We start from the raw sequence: 19,727 nt of genomic DNA on the forward strand, positions 1-19,727 counted from the left end.
TGGTGTTCCATACAGTTAATCCTCGGCTGCGCGACTACAATTCGCCGCTATGGCAGTCAAACCCACCCCCGAATATTCCGAAAGTTCCATCCGCGTGCTCAAGGGCCTGGAGCCCGTCAAGCAGCGCCCTGGCATGTACACGCGGACCGACAACCCGCTGCACGTTATCCAGGAAGTGCTGGACAACGCCGCGGATGAAGCCCTGGCAGGGCACGGCAAAAAAATCAAGGTTGTGCTGCACGAGGACGGCTCGGTCAGCATCGAAGACGATGGCCGGGGCATTCCGTTCGGCCTGCACCCGGAAGAAAACGCGCCGGTGATTGAGCTGGTGTTCACGCGCCTGCATGCCGGCGGCAAGTTCGACAAGGGCAAGGGCGGCGCCTACAGCTTTTCGGGCGGCTTGCATGGCGTTGGTGTGAGCGTGACCAACGCCCTGGCCACGCGGCTGGAGGCCACCACCTACCGTGAGGGCCAGGTCGCTCGCCTGGTTTTTGCCGGCGGCGATGTCATCGAGCCGCTGCTGGCGCGAAAGCAGGGCGAGGGTGACCGCAAGTCGGGCACCACCGTGCGGGTCTGGCCCGACGCGAAATACTTTGAAGCCCTGGCCTTGCCCATGGCGCAACTTATCCACCTGCTGCGCAGCAAGGCGGTGTTGATGCCTGGCGTCACGGTGACGCTGGTCACAGAGAAGACCAAAGAGACGCAAACCTGGACTTACAAAGGCGGTTTGCGCGACTACCTGATGCAAACGCTGAACGGCGAGTTGGTGATTCCGGTGTTTGAAGGCGAGGGTTTTGCCGATACCCAGAGCGAGAGCTTTGCCGAAGGCGAAGGCGCGTCCTGGTGCGTGGCCTTCACCGAAGACGGTCAACCGGTGCGCGAAAGCTACGTCAACCTGATCCCCACCCATGCCGGTGGCACCCATGAAAGCGGCTTGCGTGATGGCCTGTTCACGGCGGTCAAAAGCTTTATCGAACTGCACTCGCTGCTGCCCAAAGGCGTCAAGCTCTTGCCGGAAGACGTCTTCGCCCGCGCCAGTTATGTGTTGTCGGCCAAAGTGCTGGACCCGCAGTTTCAGGGCCAGATCAAGGAGCGTTTGAACTCGCGGGACGCTGTGCGCCTGGTGTCCAGCTTTGTGCGCCCGAGCCTGGAGTTGTGGCTTAACCATCACGTTGAATACGGCAAGAAACTGGCCGAACTGGCGATCAAGGCGGCGCAATACCGCCAGAAAGCCGGCCAGAAAGTCGAGAAGCGCAAGGGCTCCGGTGTGGCCGTGCTGCCGGGCAAACTAACCGATTGTGAAAGCCGTGATCTGGCCCACAACGAAGTGTTTCTGGTCGAGGGCGATTCGGCCGGCGGCAGCGCCAAGATGGGGCGCGACAAAGAGAGTCAGGCGATTTTGCCCCTGCGTGGCAAGGTGCTCAACACCTGGGAGGTTGACCGCGACCGCCTGTTTGGCAATACCGAAATTCACGATATCTCCGTCGCCATTGGGGTTGATCCGCATGGCCCGAACGACAGCCCTGACATGAGCGGCCTGCGTTACGGCAAGGTGTGCATTCTGTCGGACGCGGACGTGGACGGCTCGCACATCCAGGTGCTGCTGCTGACCCTGTTTTTCCGGCACTTCCCCAAGCTGATTGAAACCGGCCATGTCTATGTGGCGCGGCCCCCCTTGTTCCGCGTGGACGCGCCGGCACGCGGCAAGAAGCCCGCCTCCAAGGCCTACGCGCTGGACGAAGGCGAGCTGGCCGCCATCCTCGACAAGCTGCGCAAGGAGGGCGTGCGCGAGACCGCCTGGAGCATCAGCCGCTTCAAGGGCTTGGGTGAGATGAATGCGGTGCAGCTGTGGGAAACCACGCTCAATCCGGACACCCGCCGTTTGCTGCCGGTGCAGTTGGGCAGCATGGACTTTGTGCAAACCGAGGCCTTGATCACTAAACTGATGGGCAAAGGCGAGGCCGCCGCGCGCCGCGAGTTGATGGAGTTGCACGGGGACACGGTCGAGATCGACATCTGATGAACACGCTGCTGTTCTGCAAACGTAGATTTACAAGCATTTTTGGCCTGTGGCGCTTGATCGCCCTGGGCTTATTGCTATCGTTTTTGCAGCAGGCGGCGCGAGCAGATATCTGGGGCTACGTGGACGAGAAGGGTGTGGCCCACTATGCGGCGGAACGCATCGACGAGCGCTACGAGATTTTTTATCGAGGTGGCGAAAGTTTTGACACGGCCGGCGCTGTGACGGGAGCCGGCACCCTCTTTAATTCCGCTGAAACACCGGCCATGCAGCCTTCCATGGCGTCCAAGGTATTGGCTTTTTTTGAGGTCTCGCCCAACTACAAAGTCGTTAAGCACCATTTGCGCGAGGCGTCCCGCATGCAACAGATTGACTATGAGCTGCTGCAGGCGCTGATCGCCACCGAATCCGGGTTTGATGCGCTGGCGGTGTCGCCCAAGGGCGCCATTGGCCTGATGCAGCTCATGCCCGCCACCGCCGCACGCTATGGGGTCACGGGTGACAAAAAGACATCGATCGAGAAGAAGCTGTCCGATCCGGGCACCAATATCAAGACCGGGGCGCGCTATTTGAGCTACCTGATCAATCTTTTTCCAGACCAGTTGGAGTTGGCCTTGGCTGCCTACAACGCGGGCGAAGGGGCGGTGCAGCGCGCCGGCAACAAGATCCCCAATTACAAGGAAACGCAGAACTACGTGAAAACCGTGATGCAGCTCTACACCGTGCTCAAGCCTCCGGCGCTGAGAGCGGCCAGACGCCAAACACCGACGCGCGTGCGCATGCAAATTCAAGGCGGGGCTTTGAGCCGCGGCAACATGGTTTCAACGGTTCCGTCCATGAACCCGGCTTTCCCCGAACCCCCCGCTCAAACCCGAGACTAAACCGAAATTTAGCGGGACAAACCGCCGCTACGCGCTGGCTGAGCCAGCTCTGTCCCCAACTGATTTATGACCGACCAATCCACACTCGACTTCCCCCCGAACCTGCCCCCTGACGACGGCGGCGACTCCCCCAGCCTGGCCTCGTACGCGCAACGTGCCTACCTTGAATACGCCCTGAGCGTGGTCAAGGGCCGGGCTCTGCCGGATGTGTGTGATGGCCAAAAACCGGTGCAGCGGCGCATTCTGTATTCCATGTCGCGCATGGGCCTGGGTTTCGGTGGGGCCAATGGCAACACCGGCGCCAAGCCGGTCAAGTGCGCCCGTGTCGTGGGCGATGTGCTGGGCCGATTTCACCCGCACGGTGACTCCTCGGTGTATGACGCTGCAGTTCGCATGGCGCAGGACTTTTCCTTGCGTTACCCGCTGATCGACGGCCAGGGTAACTTTGGCTCGCGCGATGGCGATGGCGCCGCTGCCATGCGTTACACCGAAGCGCGGCTGGCCAAAATCACCAGCCTGCTGCTGGATGAAATTGACGAAGGCACGGTCGAGTTCACGCCCAACTACGACGGCTCCACCGAGGAGCCGCGCCAGTTGCCGGCCCGCTTGCCGTTTGCCTTGCTCAATGGCGCCAGTGGCATTGCCGTGGGATTGGCGACTGAAATCCCCAGCCACAATTTGCGGGAAATCGCCGACGCCTGCGTGGCGCTGATCAAGAGCCCGAAGCTCACGCATGACGAGTTGTTGGCCATTATTCCGGGCCCCGACTATCCGGGTGGCGGCCAGATCACCAGCACGGCCAGTGACATTGCCGACGTCTACCGCACCGGGCGGGGCTCGCTCAAGGTGCGTGCCCGTTGGAAAATTGAGGAACTGGCGCGCGGCCAATGGCAGCTGGTCGTCACCGAATTGCCGCCCGGCGTCAGCACCCAGCGCGTGCTGGAGGAAATTGAAGAGCTGACCAATCCCAAGATCAAGGCCGGAAAAAAAGCGCTGTCTCTGGAGCAGACCCAGCTCAAGGCGACCGTGTTGTCGGTGCTCGATGTGGTGCGAGACGAGTCCAGCAAGGACGCCGCCGTGCGCCTTGTGTGCGAGCCCAAGACCAGTCGCATTCAGCAGCAGGAACTCATTACCACCTTGCTGGCGCATACCAGCCTGGAAACCTCGTCCCCGATCAACCTGACCATGGTGGGGCTGGACGGCCGACCCACGCAGAAGTCCTTGCGCCAGATGCTGACTGAGTGGATTGAGTTCCGCCAGATCACGGTGGAGCGCCGCTCCAAGCATCGTCTGGGCAAGGTGCTGGACCGCATCCACATCCTGGAAGGGCGGCAGCTGGTGCTGCTTAATATTGACGAAGTGATCGCCATCATTCGCCAGTCCGATGACCCCAAGGTGGCGCTGATGGCGCGCTTCAAGCTGTCCGAGCGGCAGGCCGAAGACATTCTTGACATCCGCCTGCGCCAGTTGGCCCGGCTGGAAGCGATCAAGATCGAGCAGGAACTGGCAAGCTTGCGCACCGAGAAAAAAGGGTTGGAAGACATTTTGTCCAATCCGTCCGCGCTGCGCCGCTTGATGATCAAGGAAATCGAGGCCGATGCCAAGACTTTTGCCGACCCGCGCCGCACCCTGATTCAGGCCGAGAAAAAAGCCGTGCTGGAGATCAAGGTGGTGGACGAGCCCGTGACCGTGGTGGTTAGCGACAAAGGCTGGGTGCGCGCCCAAAAAGGGCACGGACACGAGCCGGCGAGTTTCGCCTTCAAGGCCGGTGACGGCTTGTACGGCACGTTCGAGTGCCGCACGGTGGACATGCTCCTGGCGTTTGGCAATAACGGACGGGTCTATTCCGTCGCCGTCGCGATGTTGCCTGGTGCCCGGGGGGACGGCCAACCGATGACCTCCTTGCTGGAACTCGAAGCCGGCACCCAGTTGTCGTATTACTTTGCCGGCCCGGCCAGCGCCACGCTGCTGCTCAGCAGCTCGGGCGGCTACGGTTTTATCGCCTCGGTGGAGAACATGACATCCCGGCTCAAGGCCGGCAAAGCCTTTGTCAGCTGTAATGAGGGCGAAGTCTTGTGCCGGCCCTCGCCGGTGGCCGGCGGCTCGGGCGCCGTGCCGTGGCCGCCCGCCACCCATGTCGCCTGCGCTTCCACCGGCGGCCGCATTTTGACCTTCGAGGTCGGTGACCTCAAAGTCATGGGCAACGGTGGTCGCGGCCTGATGCTGATCGACCTGGAAGACAAGGATGCCTTGGCCGGCGCTGCTGCTTATACCCGTAGCGTGAAAATTGCAGGCATCGGCCGCGGCGGCAAACTACGCGAGGAAACGCTGGAAATCCGCAGCCTCAACAACGCCCGGGCGGTGCGCGGACGCAAAGGCAAGGTGGCGGATTTGGGCTTCAAGCCGGCCTCGGTCATGCGCGTCGAATAGTCTGAATCTGCTTGAAAGGTCTGATATGAAACCCACCCTCATGCTCCTGTCCGGTCTGATGTGCGACGCCGCCGTATGGGCGCCCCAGTGCGCGGCGCTGCAGGCCCAGGCGCAGTGCCTCGTGCCGGACTACGGCCTGCGCGACTCGCTCACCGCCATGGCGCAGCAGGTGCTGGCCGAGGCGCCGACCGAGCGCTTCAGCCTGGCCGGCCACTCCATGGGCGGGCGCGTGGCGCTGGAGGTGTGGCGCCTGGCGCCGCAGCGCGTGGCGCGTCTGGCGCTGCTGGACACCGGCGCGCAGCCGCTGCCCGGTGGCGCCGCCGGCGAGCGCGAACGTGACGGCCGCATGGCCTTGCTGTCGCAGGCACGCCGGCAGGGCATGCGCACCATGGGCAGCCAGTGGGCGCGCGGCATGGTTCACCCCGCCGAGCGCGATACACCCATGTTTGAATCCATCCTCGACATGCTGGAGCGCAGCAGCCCCGAGCAGTTTGTCGCGCAGATCAACGCACTGCTCAACCGGCCCGATGCCAGTCCGCTGCTGCCCAGCATCACCTGCCCGACTCTGCTGTTGTGCGGCCGCGAAGACAGCTGGAGCCCGCCGGCCCAGCACGAAAAAATGCGCGATGCAATTCCGAACGCCGAGCTGTGCATCATCGAGCGGTGCGGCCACATGAGCAGTGTGGAGCAGCCGCAAGCGGTGAATGCGGCGCTGGCGGCGTGGTTGGGCACTTGAATTGACGGCCGATGCCACCATCTCGCCGAAGTAAGTTCATTACCTTTTAAGGGCACAACGCATGTTCACTGGATCAATCAAGCGGCACATCGGCAAGTGGTTGGTGGTCTCGGCATTGCTGGGCTTTGGCTTCGCCATGGCGCAGTCCGAACCGACGCTGAAGCAGGTGTATGCGGAAGCCCAGGCCGGGCGCCTGGAGCAGGCCCAGGTGATGATGCAGCAGGTGCTGGTGGCCCATCCGGGCAGTGCTAAAGCGCATTTTGTGCAGGCTGAATTGTCCGCACGCCAGGGCAAGATGAGCCACGCGCGTGAAGCGTTGGCCTCGGCGGAAAAGCTGGCCCCGGGTCTGGCTTTCGCCAAGCCCGAAGCAGTGCAGGCGCTGCGCACGCAGCTCGCCGCCAAGAACAGTGCGCCGGCCAACAATGGCTCCAACAGCAACTCATCCAGCCGGGCGCCTGCCACAGTCGCACCCGCTGCCTATTCAGCACCGGCCGCGCCAGCTTCGTCGTTCCCGTGGGGTCTGGCTCTGGCGCTGGGCGGTGGGGCGATCGCCATCGGTATTTTCCTGACACGTAAGAAAGCCGCAACGGCCGCCATGCCGCCAGCGGCCTATGCGAATCCGGCTGCCATGCCAGGCGGCTTGAACGGCCAGCAGGGCTTTGGCATGGCTAACACCATGGGCAACAACGCCGGTGGCGGCGCTGTGGCACCTGGCTTCGGTCAGCAGCCGGGTTATGGGCAACAGCCTGCCTACGGTCAACCGGCCGGCATGGGCCTGGGCGGCAAGGTGATGGGCGGTCTGGCCACGGGCCTGGCCGTGGGCGCGGGTGTGATGGCGGCGCAAGCCATTGGCAAAAGCCTGATGGGCCATGACACGCCCCCGGCGCAGAAGTCTGACACCGCAGCCAACAACGGCGTCGAGCCTTTGGCCAGCAACAACGATCTGGGTGGCCAGAACTTTGGCGTCAACGACACAAGCTCGTGGGACGACGGCGACGCCCTGGCCAGCAGTGGCGACGGCGGCGACTGGGACAGTTAACTCCATTTCTAAATCATCCGTGTCGTTGTTGCTTCGCCTTGTCATGCTACAGCACTGCCTGCGGCTTCGCGCCTAGACACGAATGATTTGGAAACGAAATAAGCCCATGCCGCGGCCGCTCTGAAATAAACCGAAACAAACCGATACCGCGCAGAGAGGACGCCGCCCACGCCCGCAGGCACCATGACTTCATGTTCAACCCCTTCTTGAAAAAGGAAACACTGTCATGAAACCCTGGATCAAACGCACCCTGTTCGGCCTGTTCGGCGCCTCCATCCTCGTCGGCGGTCTTACCGCCTGCGGTCACCGCCCCCATGGCTTTGGGGACACGATGAGCACCGAAGAGGCGGCCGAATTCCGAGGCAAGATGGTCGACCGCGTGGCGGGCAAGCTGGACCTGAACGCCGACCAGAAGCAGCGCCTCACCGTATTGGCCGACAAGCTGCGCGAGCAGCGTATGGCCCTGATGGGCCAGAGCCTGGACCCGCGTGCTGAAATGAAGGCACTGGTGGCTGGCGACAAGTTTGACAAGTCCCGCGCGCAGGCCCTGATCATGGAAAAGACCACGGCCCTGCAAAGCAAAAGCCCCGAAGTCATCGCCGCCCTGGCTGATTTCTACGACAGCCTGAACCCGACCCAGCAGCAAAAAGTGCGCGACTTCATGGAGCATCGCCGCGGGCACTGGTTCCGCCGCGGTTGAAGCACCATGCCTGCGCTCACTTTGCGCGAGTTCGCAGCGCCCGTGCGTGCTCACGGCTCGGCCTTGCTGGCAGGCTGTGACGACCCCCATGCCGAGCTGCTGGCGCTGGTGTGGGGTCCGAGGTTTGACCGCCAGCACGCCCACGGCCTGCTGGCCCACCAAGGCCCGGCAGCGCTGGACGTGCTGCAGACGGTGATGGATGCGGCGGACCGGTATGACCACCTCCCGGGCGAGCAGCAACACCGCGTGCGCCGCCTTATCTTGCGCCACCGTGCAGAGGTGACAATTCCGCATGACCCGCATTCTGCTGATTGACGACGACGCCCAACTGGGGCCACCCTTGGCGGCTTACTTCCAGCGCTTTGACCTGAGCCTGGTGAGCGCCCTGCGCCCCAGCGCCGGACTGGCCTTGTTGCGCGCCGGCGGCTTCGACGCCGCCATCCTGGACGTGATGTTGCCCGAGATGGACGGTTTCGAGCTCTGCCGCACCATCCGCAAAGAGAGCGACATCCCCCTCATCATGCTCACCGCTCGCGGCGAGGTGATGGACCGTGTGGTCGGGCTGGAGCTGGGTGCCGACGACTACGTGCCCAAACCCTTTGAGCCGCGCGAACTGGTGGCACGGCTGCAAACTGTGCTGCGCCGCCGCGCCGTGACTGCGCCCGCGACTTCCAAACTGGTGTTTGATGGTCTGGTCATCGACCCCGTCACCCGCAGCGTGCAGCGCCAGGGTCAAACCCTGGACATGACCAGCACCGAGTTTGATCTGCTGTTTCTGCTGGCGCGTGAGCCCGGCAAGGTGTTCAGCCGTGACGACATCCTCAACCACCTGCGCGGCCACGAGGCCGAGCTCTACACCCGCGCGGTGGACATTGTGGTGAGCCGCCTGCGCAAAAAGCTGGAGCCGCTGGACTGCATCAAGACCCTGCGCAACGCTGGCTACTCGCTCGCCCTGGGGCGCGTTCCGTCATGAGCACAGCGCCAAAACCTGCGCGCCGCCCCTGGCACCGGCGTGCCCGCCACGCGCTGGGCCACTCGTTGCGCGTGCGCCTGATCGGGCTGTTTTTGTTGCTGGCCCTGGCCATGGCCGGCACCTTTTTGTTCGGCATGCAATACGCCTTTTCGCTCGGCTGGCGCGACGCCGCCCGTCCGCTCGTGGCCGACTATGTGGACCGCCTGGCCGCCGACATCGGCAGCCCACCCAGCATCGAGCGTGCGACCGCGCTGACGCAGCGTCTACCGGTGACCGTGCGCATCAGCGGCCCGCAAGTCAACTGGCGCAGCCACCCCGAAGCCCCGGACACCCCCCGCCGCTGGGGCCGTGAGCGCTGGCAAAGCGACTGGACCGAAGACGACTGGCGCCGTCAAGAACCGCGCCTGCTGGAGCGCAGCACCGCAGACGGCCACCGCATCCAGTTCGGTGTCAACCGGCAGATCTGGCACAACCGGCCGCGCGTGGTTGGTTGGTACACCCTGGCAGCACTGCTGATGCTGACCGCTTTGGCCTACGCCCGCGTGCGCCGCCTGCTGCGCCCGTTGGACGACATACGCGCCGGGGCCTTGCGTTTTGGCCAAGGCGACTTCGCCCAACCCATCCCCGTGCATAAGCCGAACGGCCCCGATCAACTGGGCGAGCTGGCCGCCACCATCAACACCATGGGCGGTGACATCCACCAGATGCTGGAAGCCAAGCGCGCGCTGCTGCTGGCCATCAGCCACGAGCTGCGCAGCCCGCTCACCCGCGCCCGCCTGAACACCGAGCTGCTGCCTGAGACCCCGGACGTACAAGCCAGCCGCGAAGCCCTGCTGCGCGATCTGGGTCTGATGCGCGACCTGATCATTGACCTGCTGGAGAGCGAACGCCTCGCCAGCCCCCACGCCGCCCTGCAGCGCGAAGCCACCGACCTCGCCGCCCTGGTGGACGACGTGGTGAGCGGCCTGCCCGGCGCACCCGCCGTGCAACAACACATCGCGACGGGTTTGCCCACGCTGGCGCTGGATCGCACGCGCATGCGCCTGCTGCTGCGCAACCTGCTGGACAACGCCTTGCGCCACAGCGATGGCGCGCCACAGCCACCATCGATTGATGTTCAGGTTGACAAACCAGGCAACGGGCAGGACCAGGAGCCAGGCCAAGGGCCCGGCGTGCGCATCACCGTGCGCGACCATGGCCCCGGCGTTCCAGAAGATCAACTGCCGCATCTGGCCCAGCCCTTTTATCGGCCTGACGCGGCCCGCTCCCGCGCGGAAGGCGGTGTCGGTCTGGGGCTGTACTTGTGCAAGCTGGTGGCGCAGGCACATGGTGGAACTTTCAGCGTGCGTAACGCGCAGCCGGGGCTGGAGGTCAGCGTCACGCTGCCGGGCACGGCGGTGTAGGCGTTCACAATCACGGGCATGAACAACGATCTTCAATCCCTCACCCAATCGCTGCGCGACTTCGCCAAAGCGCGTGACTGGGAGCAGTTTCATTCGCCCAAAAACCTCGCTTCGGCCCTGAGTGTCGAGGTGGCGGAGTTGCTGGAACACTTCCAGTGGCTGACCGAGGAACAAAGCCGAAATCTCTCCGAACCGAAACAGGCCGAAGTGGCCGCCGAGGCAGCCGATGTTTTGCTCTATCTGCTGCAGCTCTGCGACAAGCTGAACATTGACCTGATGGCGGCGGCGCGCAGCAAGCTGATCGTGAATGGTGAAAAGTATCCGGTTGATAGTTCGCGTGGTTCCAGCAAGAAGTACACGGATATCTGAGAACCGCAGTGGAACGTCGTCAACCTGTCGGTAGCCGCGTCACTGTAAATTGCTATTAGAAAAATAGCTGCTTGCGCAATGAATACGAGAGCTAGAGGCCAGTTTCGCTTGAAATTCTTGACTGTCTGACCCAGGCCCTAGAATTGCGGCCAACGGGAGAAGGCATGACGCCAGAGCAAAAAGCCAGAGTCAGCATTGATGAACTACTAAAACAAGCCGGTTGGCACGTCTGCAGCATGGCGGACGCCAACATCCACGCCGCCCGTGGCGTTGCACTGCGTGAATTCCCGCTCAACACCGGTTACGGCTTTGCCGACTACCTGCTGTATATCGACGGCAAAGCCGCAGGCGTGATCGAGGCCAAGAAAGAGGGCGCTACGCTGACCGGCGTGGAGGTCCAATCCGCCCGCTACGCCCAAGGCCTGCCCGCCACGCTGCCCGCCTGGCGGCGGCCCTTGCCGTTCAGCTACGAATCCACCGGCATCGAGACCCACTTCACCCAGGGGCTGGACCCGCAACCCCGCGCCCGCAGTGTGTTCGCCTTTCACCGGCCTGAAACGTTGGCAGCGTGGTTGAAAGACCTGCCCGGAAAAGTTGGGGAGAAGGGCTGGGAATCCTCCGCGGCCGTGCACACCGGCCTTGCCAGCCCCGGCACCGCCAGCGAAGCCAACCCTGGCTTCGCGGCGACCGCCGCGCCGGCCTCCAGTGCCGCCACCTTCCTGGCCCGCCTGCAAACCATGCCGCCGCTGATCGAAGACGGCCTGTGGCCCGCCCAGAAAATCGCCGTCCGCAACCTTGAGGCCTCGCTCAAAGCCAACAAGCCCCGTGCCCTGATCCAGATGGCCACCGGCAGCGGCAAGACCTTCACCAGCATCAGCTTCATTTACCGCCTCATCAAGTTCGCCGGGGCCAAGCGCGTGCTGTTTCTGGTTGACCGGGGCAACCTGGGGCGCCAAACCAAAAAAGAGTTTGACCAATACACCTCGCCCTACAACAACTACAAGTTTGGCGAGGAATACATCGTCCAGCACCTCACCAGCAACCAGCTCGACACGACAGCCCGCGTCACTATCTGCACCATCCAGCGCCTGTTCAGCATGCTCAAGGGCAGGGAGCTGGCGCCCGAGGACGATGAGCAAAGCGTCGATGGCCTGGAGAATGTCACGGGTGGGCTATTCGCAAAACCCGAGCCCATTGGCTACAACCCCAGCTTCCCCATCGAGACCTTCGACATCATCGTCACGGATGAGGCGCACCGCAGCATCTACAACCTGTGGCGCCAGGTGCTGGAATACTTTGACGCCTACCTCATCGGCCTCACCGCCACGCCCAGCAAACAGACCTTTGGCTTTTTCAACCAAAACCTGGTCATGGAATACGGCCAACTTCAAGCCGCGACCGGTAGAAGGCGCACCTGCCACTGCCAAAGACGTTAAGCCACTTTCTTTGCTGTTGGATGGGCAGCAGCGCATGACTTCGCTGTATCAGGTCACCATGCGGGGCAAAGTGGTTGAAACAGTCACGCCCAAGAAAAAGAAGGTCAAGCGCTGGTTCTACATTGATATTCGCAAGGCACTGGATCCATCAGTGGACCGCGAGGAGGCGACCCTACCGGCGATTCGCAACACCTACGCCCACGGCAGCTCCATGCTGCATTCCACAGTGCTGGGCACTTTTGAGATCGTGACGGACTTGGTGAATCAGTTATATCCGGCGGGTTCACTATCCAAATAGAAGCTGCTTGCGCACATTCCGCCTGAGCTAGAGGCTGATTTGTTACATTAAATATCATGCAAACCCTGCCCATCCGCCTGACCCCCGGCCAGGACCTGCGCCAAGCCATAGAAGCCGCCGTGCAAAGCCACAACTGTCGCGCTGCTTTCGTGCTCTCCGGCATCGGCAGCCTGTCAACTGCTGGTCTTCGCTTTGCCGGTGCGGACCAGCCGCAGCGTCTGACAGGCGATATGGAGATCCTGAGTCTGTCCGGCACCGTGGCGGTGAACGTGACGGACAACGGCACACACAGCAGTTCGCACCTGCACATGGCCCTAAGCACAGGCACAGGTCAGGTTTTTGGCGGACATGTGGCGCCCGGCTGCATCGTGCGCACCACGGCAGAGGTGCTGCTGGCGCTGCTGCCGGAATGGGCGTTCTCCCGCGAGCCGGATGCGGTGACGGGCTATGACGAGCTGGTGGTGCGGGGGCGGACCTGATGGTTCGCGCTGCAAGCCTTTGCAGTTGAAAGTTAATCAAGTACATTCTGTATTCGCAATTCAAGAATATAGAATTTAATGCTACTCAAGCCCCAAGACTTCCTGGTCGCCCTCAAACTGGTGGCTTGGGGTGATCAGCGCTGGACGTATGCGCGCTTGGCGCATGAGCTGGGCTTGAGTGCATCTGAGGCGCACGCCTGCATTAAACGTGGCATTCAGGCCGGGTTGCTGCTTAAAAACTACGATGATGCAATTGCTGCACATGGTGACGCTGCACAACCCAAATTCGATGAAATTCATCGAACAACTGGCAGAGTAAGGCGTTTGCGACAGTCTGCAGCGCAGCAGATGGCGGGAGCGGCCTCAAGTGGCACAGACAATCCCGCAAGGATACATTCACGTACTCTGGCTGAGTTTGCTGTGTATGGCGCCAAATACGCATTTGCAGCCGATAGAACTGAACGCACCATTGGCGTGGCTACCAGCCATAGCGCCCCTGCATTTGCAGGTGTTTTTGCACCAGGGTCAGAAGACTATGTCTGGCCGCACCCCAATGGCCCATTGTGGGGCACTGGTGTTATGCCATTACATCCCAGCGTGCCATATGCAGCGATGCAAGATCCAAAGCTCTATGAAATGCTCGCCTTGTTTGACGCCCTGCGTGTCGGGCGTGCACGCGAGCGCGGCATGGCACTAAAACGGCTACCCGCATTGATCAATCCTGACGGATTTTTACCGTCGCTACAAGCGGAACCCCCATGAACTCAGCCACCATCGTCCAGAAGCTCTGGAATTACTGCAACGTGCTGCGCGACGACGGCATGAGCTACGGCGACTATGTCGAGCAGCTCACGTACCTGTTGTTCCTCAAGATGGCCGACGAACGCAGCCAGCCGCCGTGGAGCCAGCCCAGCCCCATCGCCAAGGGCTACGACTGGCCGTCGCTGCTGGCGCGCGACGGTGATGATCTGTTCGACCACTACCGCCACACGCTGGAGAAGCTGGGCGCCGAGAAGGGCACCATAGGCCTGATCTTCGGCAAGGCGCAAAACAAGTTCCAGGACCCGGCCAAGCTGCGCCGCCTGGTGGTGGACCTGATCGATTGCGAAAACTGGTCGGCCATGGGCGCTGATGTGAAAGGCGATGCCTACGAGGGCCTGCTGGAGAAAAACGCGCAAGACACCAAGAGCGGGGCCGGTCAGTACTTCACGCCGCGCCCGCTGATTCAGGCGATGGTGGATTGCATTGCGCCCAAGCCGGGCGAGACCATTTGCGACCCGGCCTGTGGCACCGGCGGCTTCTTGTTTGCTGCCCACAACCATGTGGCGGACCACAACCCCAACCTCACGCGCGAGCAGAAGAAACACTTAAAAGAACAGGCCCTGCGCGGCTGGGAGCTGGTGCAAAGCACGGCACGCCTGGCGGCCATGAACATGATGCTGCACGGCATTGGCTCCGACAAGTCGGTGCCCATCGTGGTGGCCGATGCGCTGGCGTCCGACCCCGGTGAGCGCTTTGACGTGGTGCTGGCCAATCCACCGTTTGGCAAGAAGAGCAGCACCATGATCACCGGCGCCGAAGGCCGGGTGAGCACCGAGAAAGACGTGATCGAGCGCGACGACTTTTGGGCCACAACATCGAACAAGCAACTCAACTTTGTGCAGCACATCAAGACCCTGCTCAAGCAGCACGGCCGTGCGGCGGTGGTGCTGCCCGACAACGTGTTGTTTGAAGGCGGCGCGGGCGAGACCATCCGCAAGAAGCTGTTGCACGAGTGCGATGTGCACACATTGTTGCGCCTGCCCACCGGCCTGTTTTACGCACAGGGTGTAAAGGCCAATGTGGTGTTTTTTGAACGTAAGCCCGCCAGCGAGACGCCGTGGACCAAAAAGCTGTGGATTTACGACCTGCGCACCAACCAGCACTTCACGCTCAAGACCAATCCGCTCCGGCGCGAGCATCTGGACGAGTTCGTCAAGCTCTACAACCCGGCCAATCGGCATGACCGCAAAGCAACCTGGAGCGCCGAGACCAATGCCGCCGCTGGCTCCGGCCCGGATGGCCGCTGGCGCGTGTACGACTACGGTGATCTGATTGCCCGCGACAAGGCCAGTCTGGATATTTTCTGGCTCAAAGACGACTCACTGGCCGACAGCGACAACTTGCCGCCGCCGGACGTGATCGCGCAGGAGATCGTGGACGATCTGGAGGCTGCGCTGGAGCAGTTCAGGTTGATTGCGGGGGATTTGGCTGCGGATGCAGAGGAAACTGAATCAGTTTGAGTGCTTTTTTGCTATTAAATAAGTAGCTTACTGCGCATGTTCCACGGGGGCTTGAGGCCAATTTTGCTCAAAAAGTTTCACTTCACCAGCAAACCACCCAAATCAAACTCCATATCTGCGGCCTGGTCCACCGTGGGTGACACACTGGCGTCCAGCAGCTTGCGCGCCTGCAGGTGGTCGCGGCTGGCGTTGACGCTGTCGACGGCCAGTAAATTGCGCCCTTTGAAGTGGTAGACGCTGAAACTGCCGCTGGCCAGGTCGCCACGCACGGCCCATTGGTCAGCACCGGTGGACAGGCCCGCCATTTGCAGTTTCTTGTCGAACTGGTCGCTCCAGAACCAGGGCGTGGCGGTAAAGGGACGCTCTTGTCCCAGCAGTGCGGCAGCGACCGACTTGCCTTGTTCAGTGGCGTTTTGCACCGACTCCAGGCGCAGCAGGCTCCCGTCCGCCAGGCGCCGTGCAGTGCAGTCACCCGCCGCCATGATGAGCGGATCGCTGGTGCGGCCGCAGGCATCAACCACAATGCCGCGCTCGCATGCCAGGCCGGCGTCGCGGGCGAGCTGGTCGTTGGCGCTCACGCCAATGCCCACCACCACCAGACCGGCGGCCAGCACCGTGCCATCCGCCAAACGCACGCCGCTGACGGCGCCTTGGCGGTCGGTTTCCAGCGCCGTGATCTGCGCTCCCAGCAGCAGGCTGACACCCTGACTGCGGTGCAGCTGGGCGTACCAGTCCGACAGCAGCGGCGCCAGCACGCGGCCCAGCAGGCGCGGCGCGGCTTCCAGCACGGTGACGCGCAAGCCCTTCTTGCGCGCGGTGGCCGCCACTTCCAGGCCGATAAAGCCGCCGCCAATCACCACCACGGGCAACTGTTGTTCGATGCACATCGCCATGCGCTTGGCTATGGCGCTGGCATCGTCGCGTGAGCGCAGGGCCAGCACGCCCATGGCATCGCCGCCGGGAAGCGGCAGGCTGCGCGGAGTGGCGCCGGTGGCCAGCACCAGACCGCTGTAGGGCAGGGCGCTGCCGTCGGTCAGCCAGACTTGGCAGGCCGTACGGTCAATGGCACGGACCGTCTGGCCGGTGCGCAGCGCGATGTTTTTGCGTGCCAGTGCTTCGGGCGCGCGCATCACCAGTTGCTCTGCACCGATGTCGCCGGCCAGCCACGCTTTGGACAGCGGCGGGCGGTGGTAGGGGCCATGGGGCTCGTCGCCGAGCAGGGTGATGGCGCCTTCAAAACCGCCGGTACGCAGGGCTTCGGCGGCTTGCACACCGGCCTGGCCGGCGCCGATGATGACGATGGAGGCGGTCATCACTTATTCCTGCATTTCGGGCAGGTGGATAACCAAGCCGTCCAGTGCGTCGCTGGCCTTGATCTGGCAGGCCAGACGGCTGCCCGGGCGGCGTTCGGCCGCCACGTTTTCGAGCATGGCCAGTTCGTTGTCGCTGGCGGGGGGCAAGTCCGCCAGACGCGCTTCATCGACATAGCAGTGGCAGGTGGCGCAGGCGCAGGAGCCGCCGCATTCGCCCAGGATGCCATCCACGCCGTTGGCGGTGGCGCCCTGCATCAGGCTCCAGCCGTCGGGCAGATTCAGGGTGGTGGCGTTGCCCGAGGCTTCGATGTAGGTGATGTTGGCCATGGTGTCAGGCCACTGCCAGTTCCAGCACCATCGGGCTGCGGAAGGTGGATGACGGCATCCATGGCAGTTGCTCCTGCACGCGCTGGTACTCGGGCACGACCTTGTGGAATTCCTCGAACGCAATCTTGACCGACAGGCGGGCAATCGCGGTGCCCAGGCAGGCATGTACGCCACCGCCAAAGCCGAGGTGGCCGCGCGGCTTGCGCGTGATGTCATAGGCATCGGGGTTGGGGTACTGGCGCTCGTCGCGGTTGCCGCTGCCATAGGCCAGGCAGACAAAGTCGCCCGCCTTCATGGTCTGGCCGTGCAGGGTCACGTCGCGCGTCAAGCGGCGGCGAAAGCGCTGGGCCGAGGTGTTGAAGCGCAGCGACTCTTCCACCGCGTCCACCAGCAGGGCCGGGTTCGCCACGCACTGGCGGCGGGCCTCGGGGAAGTCGGCCATGTTGAGGGCAAACATGGCCATGAAGCCGCCCAGCGATTCAATGCCGGCCATGATCAGCGTGGTGGTGGTCAGCAGCACTTCGCGTTCGTCGAGTTTGTCGCCATCAATTTCGGCCATGCTGAAGTGCGAGATCAGGTCGTTGCGCGGGTTGGCGCGGCGCTCGGCAATGACCCCGGCAGCGTAGTCCTGCATCCAGTTGTAGGCAGCGAGGTGCTCGGGGCCTTTGGTGCGGGTGACCGGGTCGCTTTGCACCATCAGCACGGCGTTGTCGCGCACGGTGGATTCGGGTACGGTGGCTTCAGTGCCGGTGGGCAGGCCGAGCGCGGCAAACAGCACGCGCACCGTGAATTTGGACGAAAACTCGGTGATGAAGTCAAACTGCTTTTTTCCCCGCAAGGATTCGGCCACTTCGCGGGCGATGTCACGGATCGGCTCGCTCAAGGATTCCAGATTGCGTTTCATGAACGCGTGCTGGATCAGGCCACGCAGGCGGTCATGGCGCGGTGCGTCGGTGGTGCCCAGCGTGGCGCCGGCCCGCCCGGGCAGCTCGGTCATCAGGTTGCCGCTGGCGGACGAATAGGTCTGCGCGTCCTGCCCGGCGGACACGATGTCGGCGTAGCGCGACAGAATCCACATGTCGGCTTCAGGGCTCCAGAAGCAGGGGTGTTCGTCGCGCAGGGTTTTGTAGAAAGGGAAGGGATTGGCGTCCACAGCGGGCGCATAGGGGTCGAAACTGAACATGGCTTGTCTCCGGTAGTTATTGGGTCGAAGCCGAACTTTAAGTGGATCAGGGCCAAATGACACTACAAAAAGTATGGCAAAAAATTGCACTTTTCGTTCAAAATGCAGGACCATGAAAAAAGCGGACACTACCGCCGTTGCGGCCAGCACCCCGGCGTCCAAGGGCGCGGTACGGGGCGTGCGACAGGCTGTTGCGATTCCCACGTTTGCCCTCTACGGCGAGACCGCCACGCCGGGGCAGGAAATGCTGCACATCGAAGAAGTGCAGTCGCGCAGCCGTCTCTACCACTGGGAAATCGAGCCCCATGTACACCACGGTCTGTACCAGGTGCTGTGGGTGCAGCAAGGGGGGGCCGAGGTGGTGTTGGATGAATGGCGGGAAGAAGTGCAAGGCCCGACGGCCATCGTGGTGCCGCCGGGCGTGGTCCATGGCTTTCGCTTTGCCCCGGATACCGACGGCATGGTTCTCACTTTAAGTGCGCGCTTTCTGGTGGAGGGCGAATTCCAGTCGGTAGGCGAAGCGTTTCGCGCGCTGTTTTCCGCGCCGGGGGTGCTGTGCTTTACGCCGCAGGAGGGGCCGGCCGCGCGGCTGGATGCGTTGTTTCGCGAGCTGTCCGCCGAGTTTGTGCTGCCCGGTGCGGCCGAATCACCGGTGGCTGGCTGGCTGGCGCGTGCCGTGGTGTGGCGCCTGGCGCAATCGAGTGCGCAAGGGCGGCAGGTTCAGGGTAAGCGCGCGCATCGGCACCAGGCACTTTTGATTCGATTCCAACTCTTGGTGGAACAGCATTTTCTGGAGCACTGGCCGCTGGAGCGTTATGCCTCGCACCTGGGTCTTTCCACGCCGCGCCTGAATCGTCTGGTGCGGGCGGAGCGCGGCCGTAGCGCGCTGGAGCTGGTGCACGAGCGCCTGACGCGTGAGGCCTGCCGCCGCCTGGTCTACATTGCAGCGCCAGCGGCGAATCTGGCGATTGAGTTGGGTTTTGATGACCCCGCTTATTTCTCGCGATTTTTCAAACGCCGCACCGGCATGAGTCCGCACCGCTATCGTCAGGCACACGGCGCGCAGGACTGAGAGTGCCAGATCGGCGCTGACAAGCCCTTGAGCGCGGGTTAAAGTTGTTTGACTTCGTGCAGTTCAATAAGGTTCATCAGCGCCGCCACCACCTCGCGCTTGAAGCCGATGCGCGCCTTGCCGGAACCATCGCCACCGCTGAGAATCAATTTTTGAATGTAATCAACGCAGTCTTTGTGGCCCCAGAACAGTTGGATGGCTTTGGCGATGCGCTCATGGTGTGCCGTGATGGTCGCCAGTTCCTGCTCTATGCGGACCAGCCGCGGCAGTTCGTTGTAGGTCATGGGACGGGTTGCCTGAAACTCAGTGTGTTTGAGGTCAGGAAAGCCGACGAATTTTTTATCTACCATGTGCTGCATTTTAGTGACATGCGAATCCGGCCTGGCCGATCAGGGATCAAATGATGTATTGCGGGCCTTTTCGAGGCTGCGCCGGTCGCGCTTGGTGGGGCGACCGTGCTCAATGGTCTGGGCAGGTTCGCTGCCCAGGCGCCGTTGCTCGGCGCCACGTTCCCGCTCGCGGATGCTGTCGGCCGTCTCCGCATACAACTGCTGCGCCACCGGCGCCGGGCCGCGCTGCTGGCTGATACCCAACACAGTGATGGTCCGGTTCACCGGGCCCTGGCGCAGCACCACCGTGTCGCCCACCTTGACTTCGCGGGACGGTTTGGCGACCTGTTCGTTGACCTGGACCCGGCCTTTGACGATCTCGTCGGAGGCGAGCGAGCGCGTCTTGTAAAAGCGGGCGGCCCACAGCCACTTGTCGATGCGAAGTCGTTCCATGTCC

At 62.8% G+C, this 19,727-nt stretch carries 21 protein-coding genes; 16 read left to right on the forward strand and 5 right to left on the reverse strand.

Annotation, left to right across the window (positions count from 1 at the left end):
- Window positions 1-49 precede the first annotated feature (49 nt).
- The 15 genes from C5P05_RS17850 to C5P05_RS17920 all read left to right on the forward strand — a co-directional run bounded on the left by C5P05_RS17850 (window position 50) and on the right by C5P05_RS17920 (window position 15,046).
- Window positions 50-2,020: a DNA topoisomerase IV subunit B gene (locus tag C5P05_RS17850; RefSeq protein WP_114971186.1), complete on the forward strand. Its 1,971-nt coding sequence runs from the start codon at window positions 50-52 to the stop codon at window positions 2,018-2,020.
- On the forward strand, window positions 2,020-2,901 hold the full coding sequence (locus C5P05_RS17855) for a lytic transglycosylase domain-containing protein (RefSeq protein WP_114971187.1): 882 nt from the start codon (window positions 2,020-2,022) through the stop codon (window positions 2,899-2,901). Before C5P05_RS17850 ends, C5P05_RS17855 begins: the two co-directional genes overlap by 1 nt.
- A gap of 66 nt (window positions 2,902-2,967) precedes the next feature.
- Window positions 2,968-5,331, forward strand: a complete 2,364-nt coding sequence (gene parC, locus C5P05_RS17860; protein WP_114971188.1) for a DNA topoisomerase IV subunit A — start codon at window positions 2,968-2,970, stop codon at window positions 5,329-5,331.
- Window positions 5,332-5,356: 25 nt separating this feature from the next.
- The gene (locus C5P05_RS17865; RefSeq protein ID WP_114971189.1) at window positions 5,357-6,067 is read left to right on the forward strand and encodes an alpha/beta fold hydrolase; all 711 of its coding nucleotides are present in this window, start codon (window positions 5,357-5,359) and stop codon (window positions 6,065-6,067) included.
- A 61-nt stretch (window positions 6,068-6,128) separates the two neighbouring features.
- A complete protein-coding gene (locus tag C5P05_RS17870) occupies window positions 6,129-7,106 on the forward strand; it encodes a hypothetical protein (RefSeq protein ID WP_114971190.1) in 978 nt (325 codons plus the stop codon).
- A gap of 226 nt (window positions 7,107-7,332) precedes the next feature.
- The gene (locus C5P05_RS17875) at window positions 7,333-7,806 is read left to right on the forward strand and encodes a Spy/CpxP family protein refolding chaperone (RefSeq protein WP_114971191.1); all 474 of its coding nucleotides are present in this window, start codon (window positions 7,333-7,335) and stop codon (window positions 7,804-7,806) included.
- Window positions 7,807-7,812: 6 nt separating this feature from the next.
- Window positions 7,813-8,121 carry a hypothetical protein gene (locus C5P05_RS17880; RefSeq protein ID WP_114971192.1) on the forward strand — a complete coding sequence of 103 codons (309 nt, stop codon included), beginning with the start codon at window positions 7,813-7,815 and terminating at the stop codon, window positions 8,119-8,121.
- On the forward strand, window positions 8,099-8,779 hold the full coding sequence (locus tag C5P05_RS17885; RefSeq protein WP_114971193.1) for a response regulator transcription factor: 681 nt from the start codon (window positions 8,099-8,101) through the stop codon (window positions 8,777-8,779). The genes C5P05_RS17880 and C5P05_RS17885 overlap by 23 nt, the downstream gene beginning before the upstream one ends.
- On the forward strand, window positions 8,776-10,182 hold the full coding sequence (locus C5P05_RS17890; protein ID WP_114971194.1) for a HAMP domain-containing sensor histidine kinase: 1,407 nt from the start codon (window positions 8,776-8,778) through the stop codon (window positions 10,180-10,182). The genes C5P05_RS17885 and C5P05_RS17890 overlap by 4 nt, the downstream gene beginning before the upstream one ends.
- Before the next feature lie 18 nt (window positions 10,183-10,200).
- On the forward strand, window positions 10,201-10,551 hold the full coding sequence (locus C5P05_RS17895; RefSeq protein WP_114971195.1) for a nucleotide pyrophosphohydrolase: 351 nt from the start codon (window positions 10,201-10,203) through the stop codon (window positions 10,549-10,551).
- A 164-nt stretch (window positions 10,552-10,715) separates the two neighbouring features.
- On the forward strand, window positions 10,716-11,987 hold the full coding sequence (locus tag C5P05_RS17900) for a DEAD/DEAH box helicase family protein (protein WP_114971196.1): 1,272 nt from the start codon (window positions 10,716-10,718) through the stop codon (window positions 11,985-11,987).
- 34 nt (window positions 11,988-12,021) lie between these two features.
- Window positions 12,022-12,285 (forward strand): hypothetical protein, encoded by a 264-nt coding sequence (locus C5P05_RS34055; RefSeq protein ID WP_198674766.1) that lies wholly within the window; start codon window positions 12,022-12,024, stop codon window positions 12,283-12,285.
- Between the two features lie 56 nt (window positions 12,286-12,341).
- Entirely contained in the window at window positions 12,342-12,764 is a 423-nt protein-coding gene (locus tag C5P05_RS17910) for a PPC domain-containing DNA-binding protein (protein WP_114971197.1), read from the forward strand.
- Window positions 12,765-12,842: 78 nt separating this feature from the next.
- On the forward strand, window positions 12,843-13,526 hold the full coding sequence (locus C5P05_RS33760) for a hypothetical protein (protein ID WP_157979376.1): 684 nt from the start codon (window positions 12,843-12,845) through the stop codon (window positions 13,524-13,526).
- The gene (locus tag C5P05_RS17920; RefSeq protein WP_114971199.1) at window positions 13,523-15,046 is read left to right on the forward strand and encodes an HsdM family class I SAM-dependent methyltransferase; all 1,524 of its coding nucleotides are present in this window, start codon (window positions 13,523-13,525) and stop codon (window positions 15,044-15,046) included. The genes C5P05_RS33760 and C5P05_RS17920 overlap by 4 nt, the downstream gene beginning before the upstream one ends.
- A 77-nt stretch (window positions 15,047-15,123) precedes the next feature.
- Here the strand turns inward: C5P05_RS17920 and C5P05_RS17925 are convergent, their stop codons facing one another.
- Genes C5P05_RS17925 through C5P05_RS17935 form a run of 3 tightly spaced genes read right to left on the reverse strand, consistent with a single transcriptional unit; the run spans window position 15,124 to window position 17,869 of the window.
- Window positions 15,124-16,359 carry an NAD(P)/FAD-dependent oxidoreductase gene (locus C5P05_RS17925; protein ID WP_114971200.1) on the reverse strand — a complete coding sequence of 412 codons (1,236 nt, stop codon included), beginning with the start codon at window positions 16,357-16,359 and terminating at the stop codon, window positions 15,124-15,126.
- Between the two features lie 3 nt (window positions 16,360-16,362).
- A complete protein-coding gene (locus C5P05_RS17930; RefSeq protein ID WP_114971201.1) occupies window positions 16,363-16,686 on the reverse strand; it encodes a 2Fe-2S iron-sulfur cluster-binding protein in 324 nt (107 codons plus the stop codon).
- Window positions 16,687-16,690: 4 nt separating this feature from the next.
- Complete coding sequence (locus C5P05_RS17935) at window positions 16,691-17,869, reverse strand: cytochrome P450 (protein WP_114971202.1); 1,179 nt, start codon at window positions 17,867-17,869, stop codon at window positions 16,691-16,693.
- A 112-nt stretch (window positions 17,870-17,981) separates the two neighbouring features.
- Between C5P05_RS17935 and C5P05_RS17940 the strand changes: the two genes are divergently transcribed.
- Entirely contained in the window at window positions 17,982-18,941 is a 960-nt protein-coding gene (locus tag C5P05_RS17940; protein WP_114971203.1) for a helix-turn-helix domain-containing protein, read from the forward strand.
- A gap of 38 nt (window positions 18,942-18,979) precedes the next feature.
- On the opposite strand, the gene C5P05_RS17945 is transcribed toward C5P05_RS17940, so the two are convergent.
- Window positions 18,980-19,225, reverse strand: a complete 246-nt coding sequence (locus C5P05_RS17945) for a hypothetical protein (protein ID WP_157979377.1) — start codon at window positions 19,223-19,225, stop codon at window positions 18,980-18,982.
- A gap of 105 nt (window positions 19,226-19,330) precedes the next feature.
- Window positions 19,331-19,723, reverse strand: coding sequence for an RNA-binding S4 domain-containing protein (locus C5P05_RS17950; protein WP_114971399.1), 393 nt, complete (start codon window positions 19,721-19,723; stop codon window positions 19,331-19,333).
- Between the last annotated feature and the right edge of the window lie 4 nt (window positions 19,724-19,727).

Source organism: Rhodoferax ferrireducens (genome assembly GCF_003347515.1).
Taxonomy (GTDB): domain Bacteria; phylum Pseudomonadota; class Gammaproteobacteria; order Burkholderiales; family Burkholderiaceae_C; genus Rhodoferax.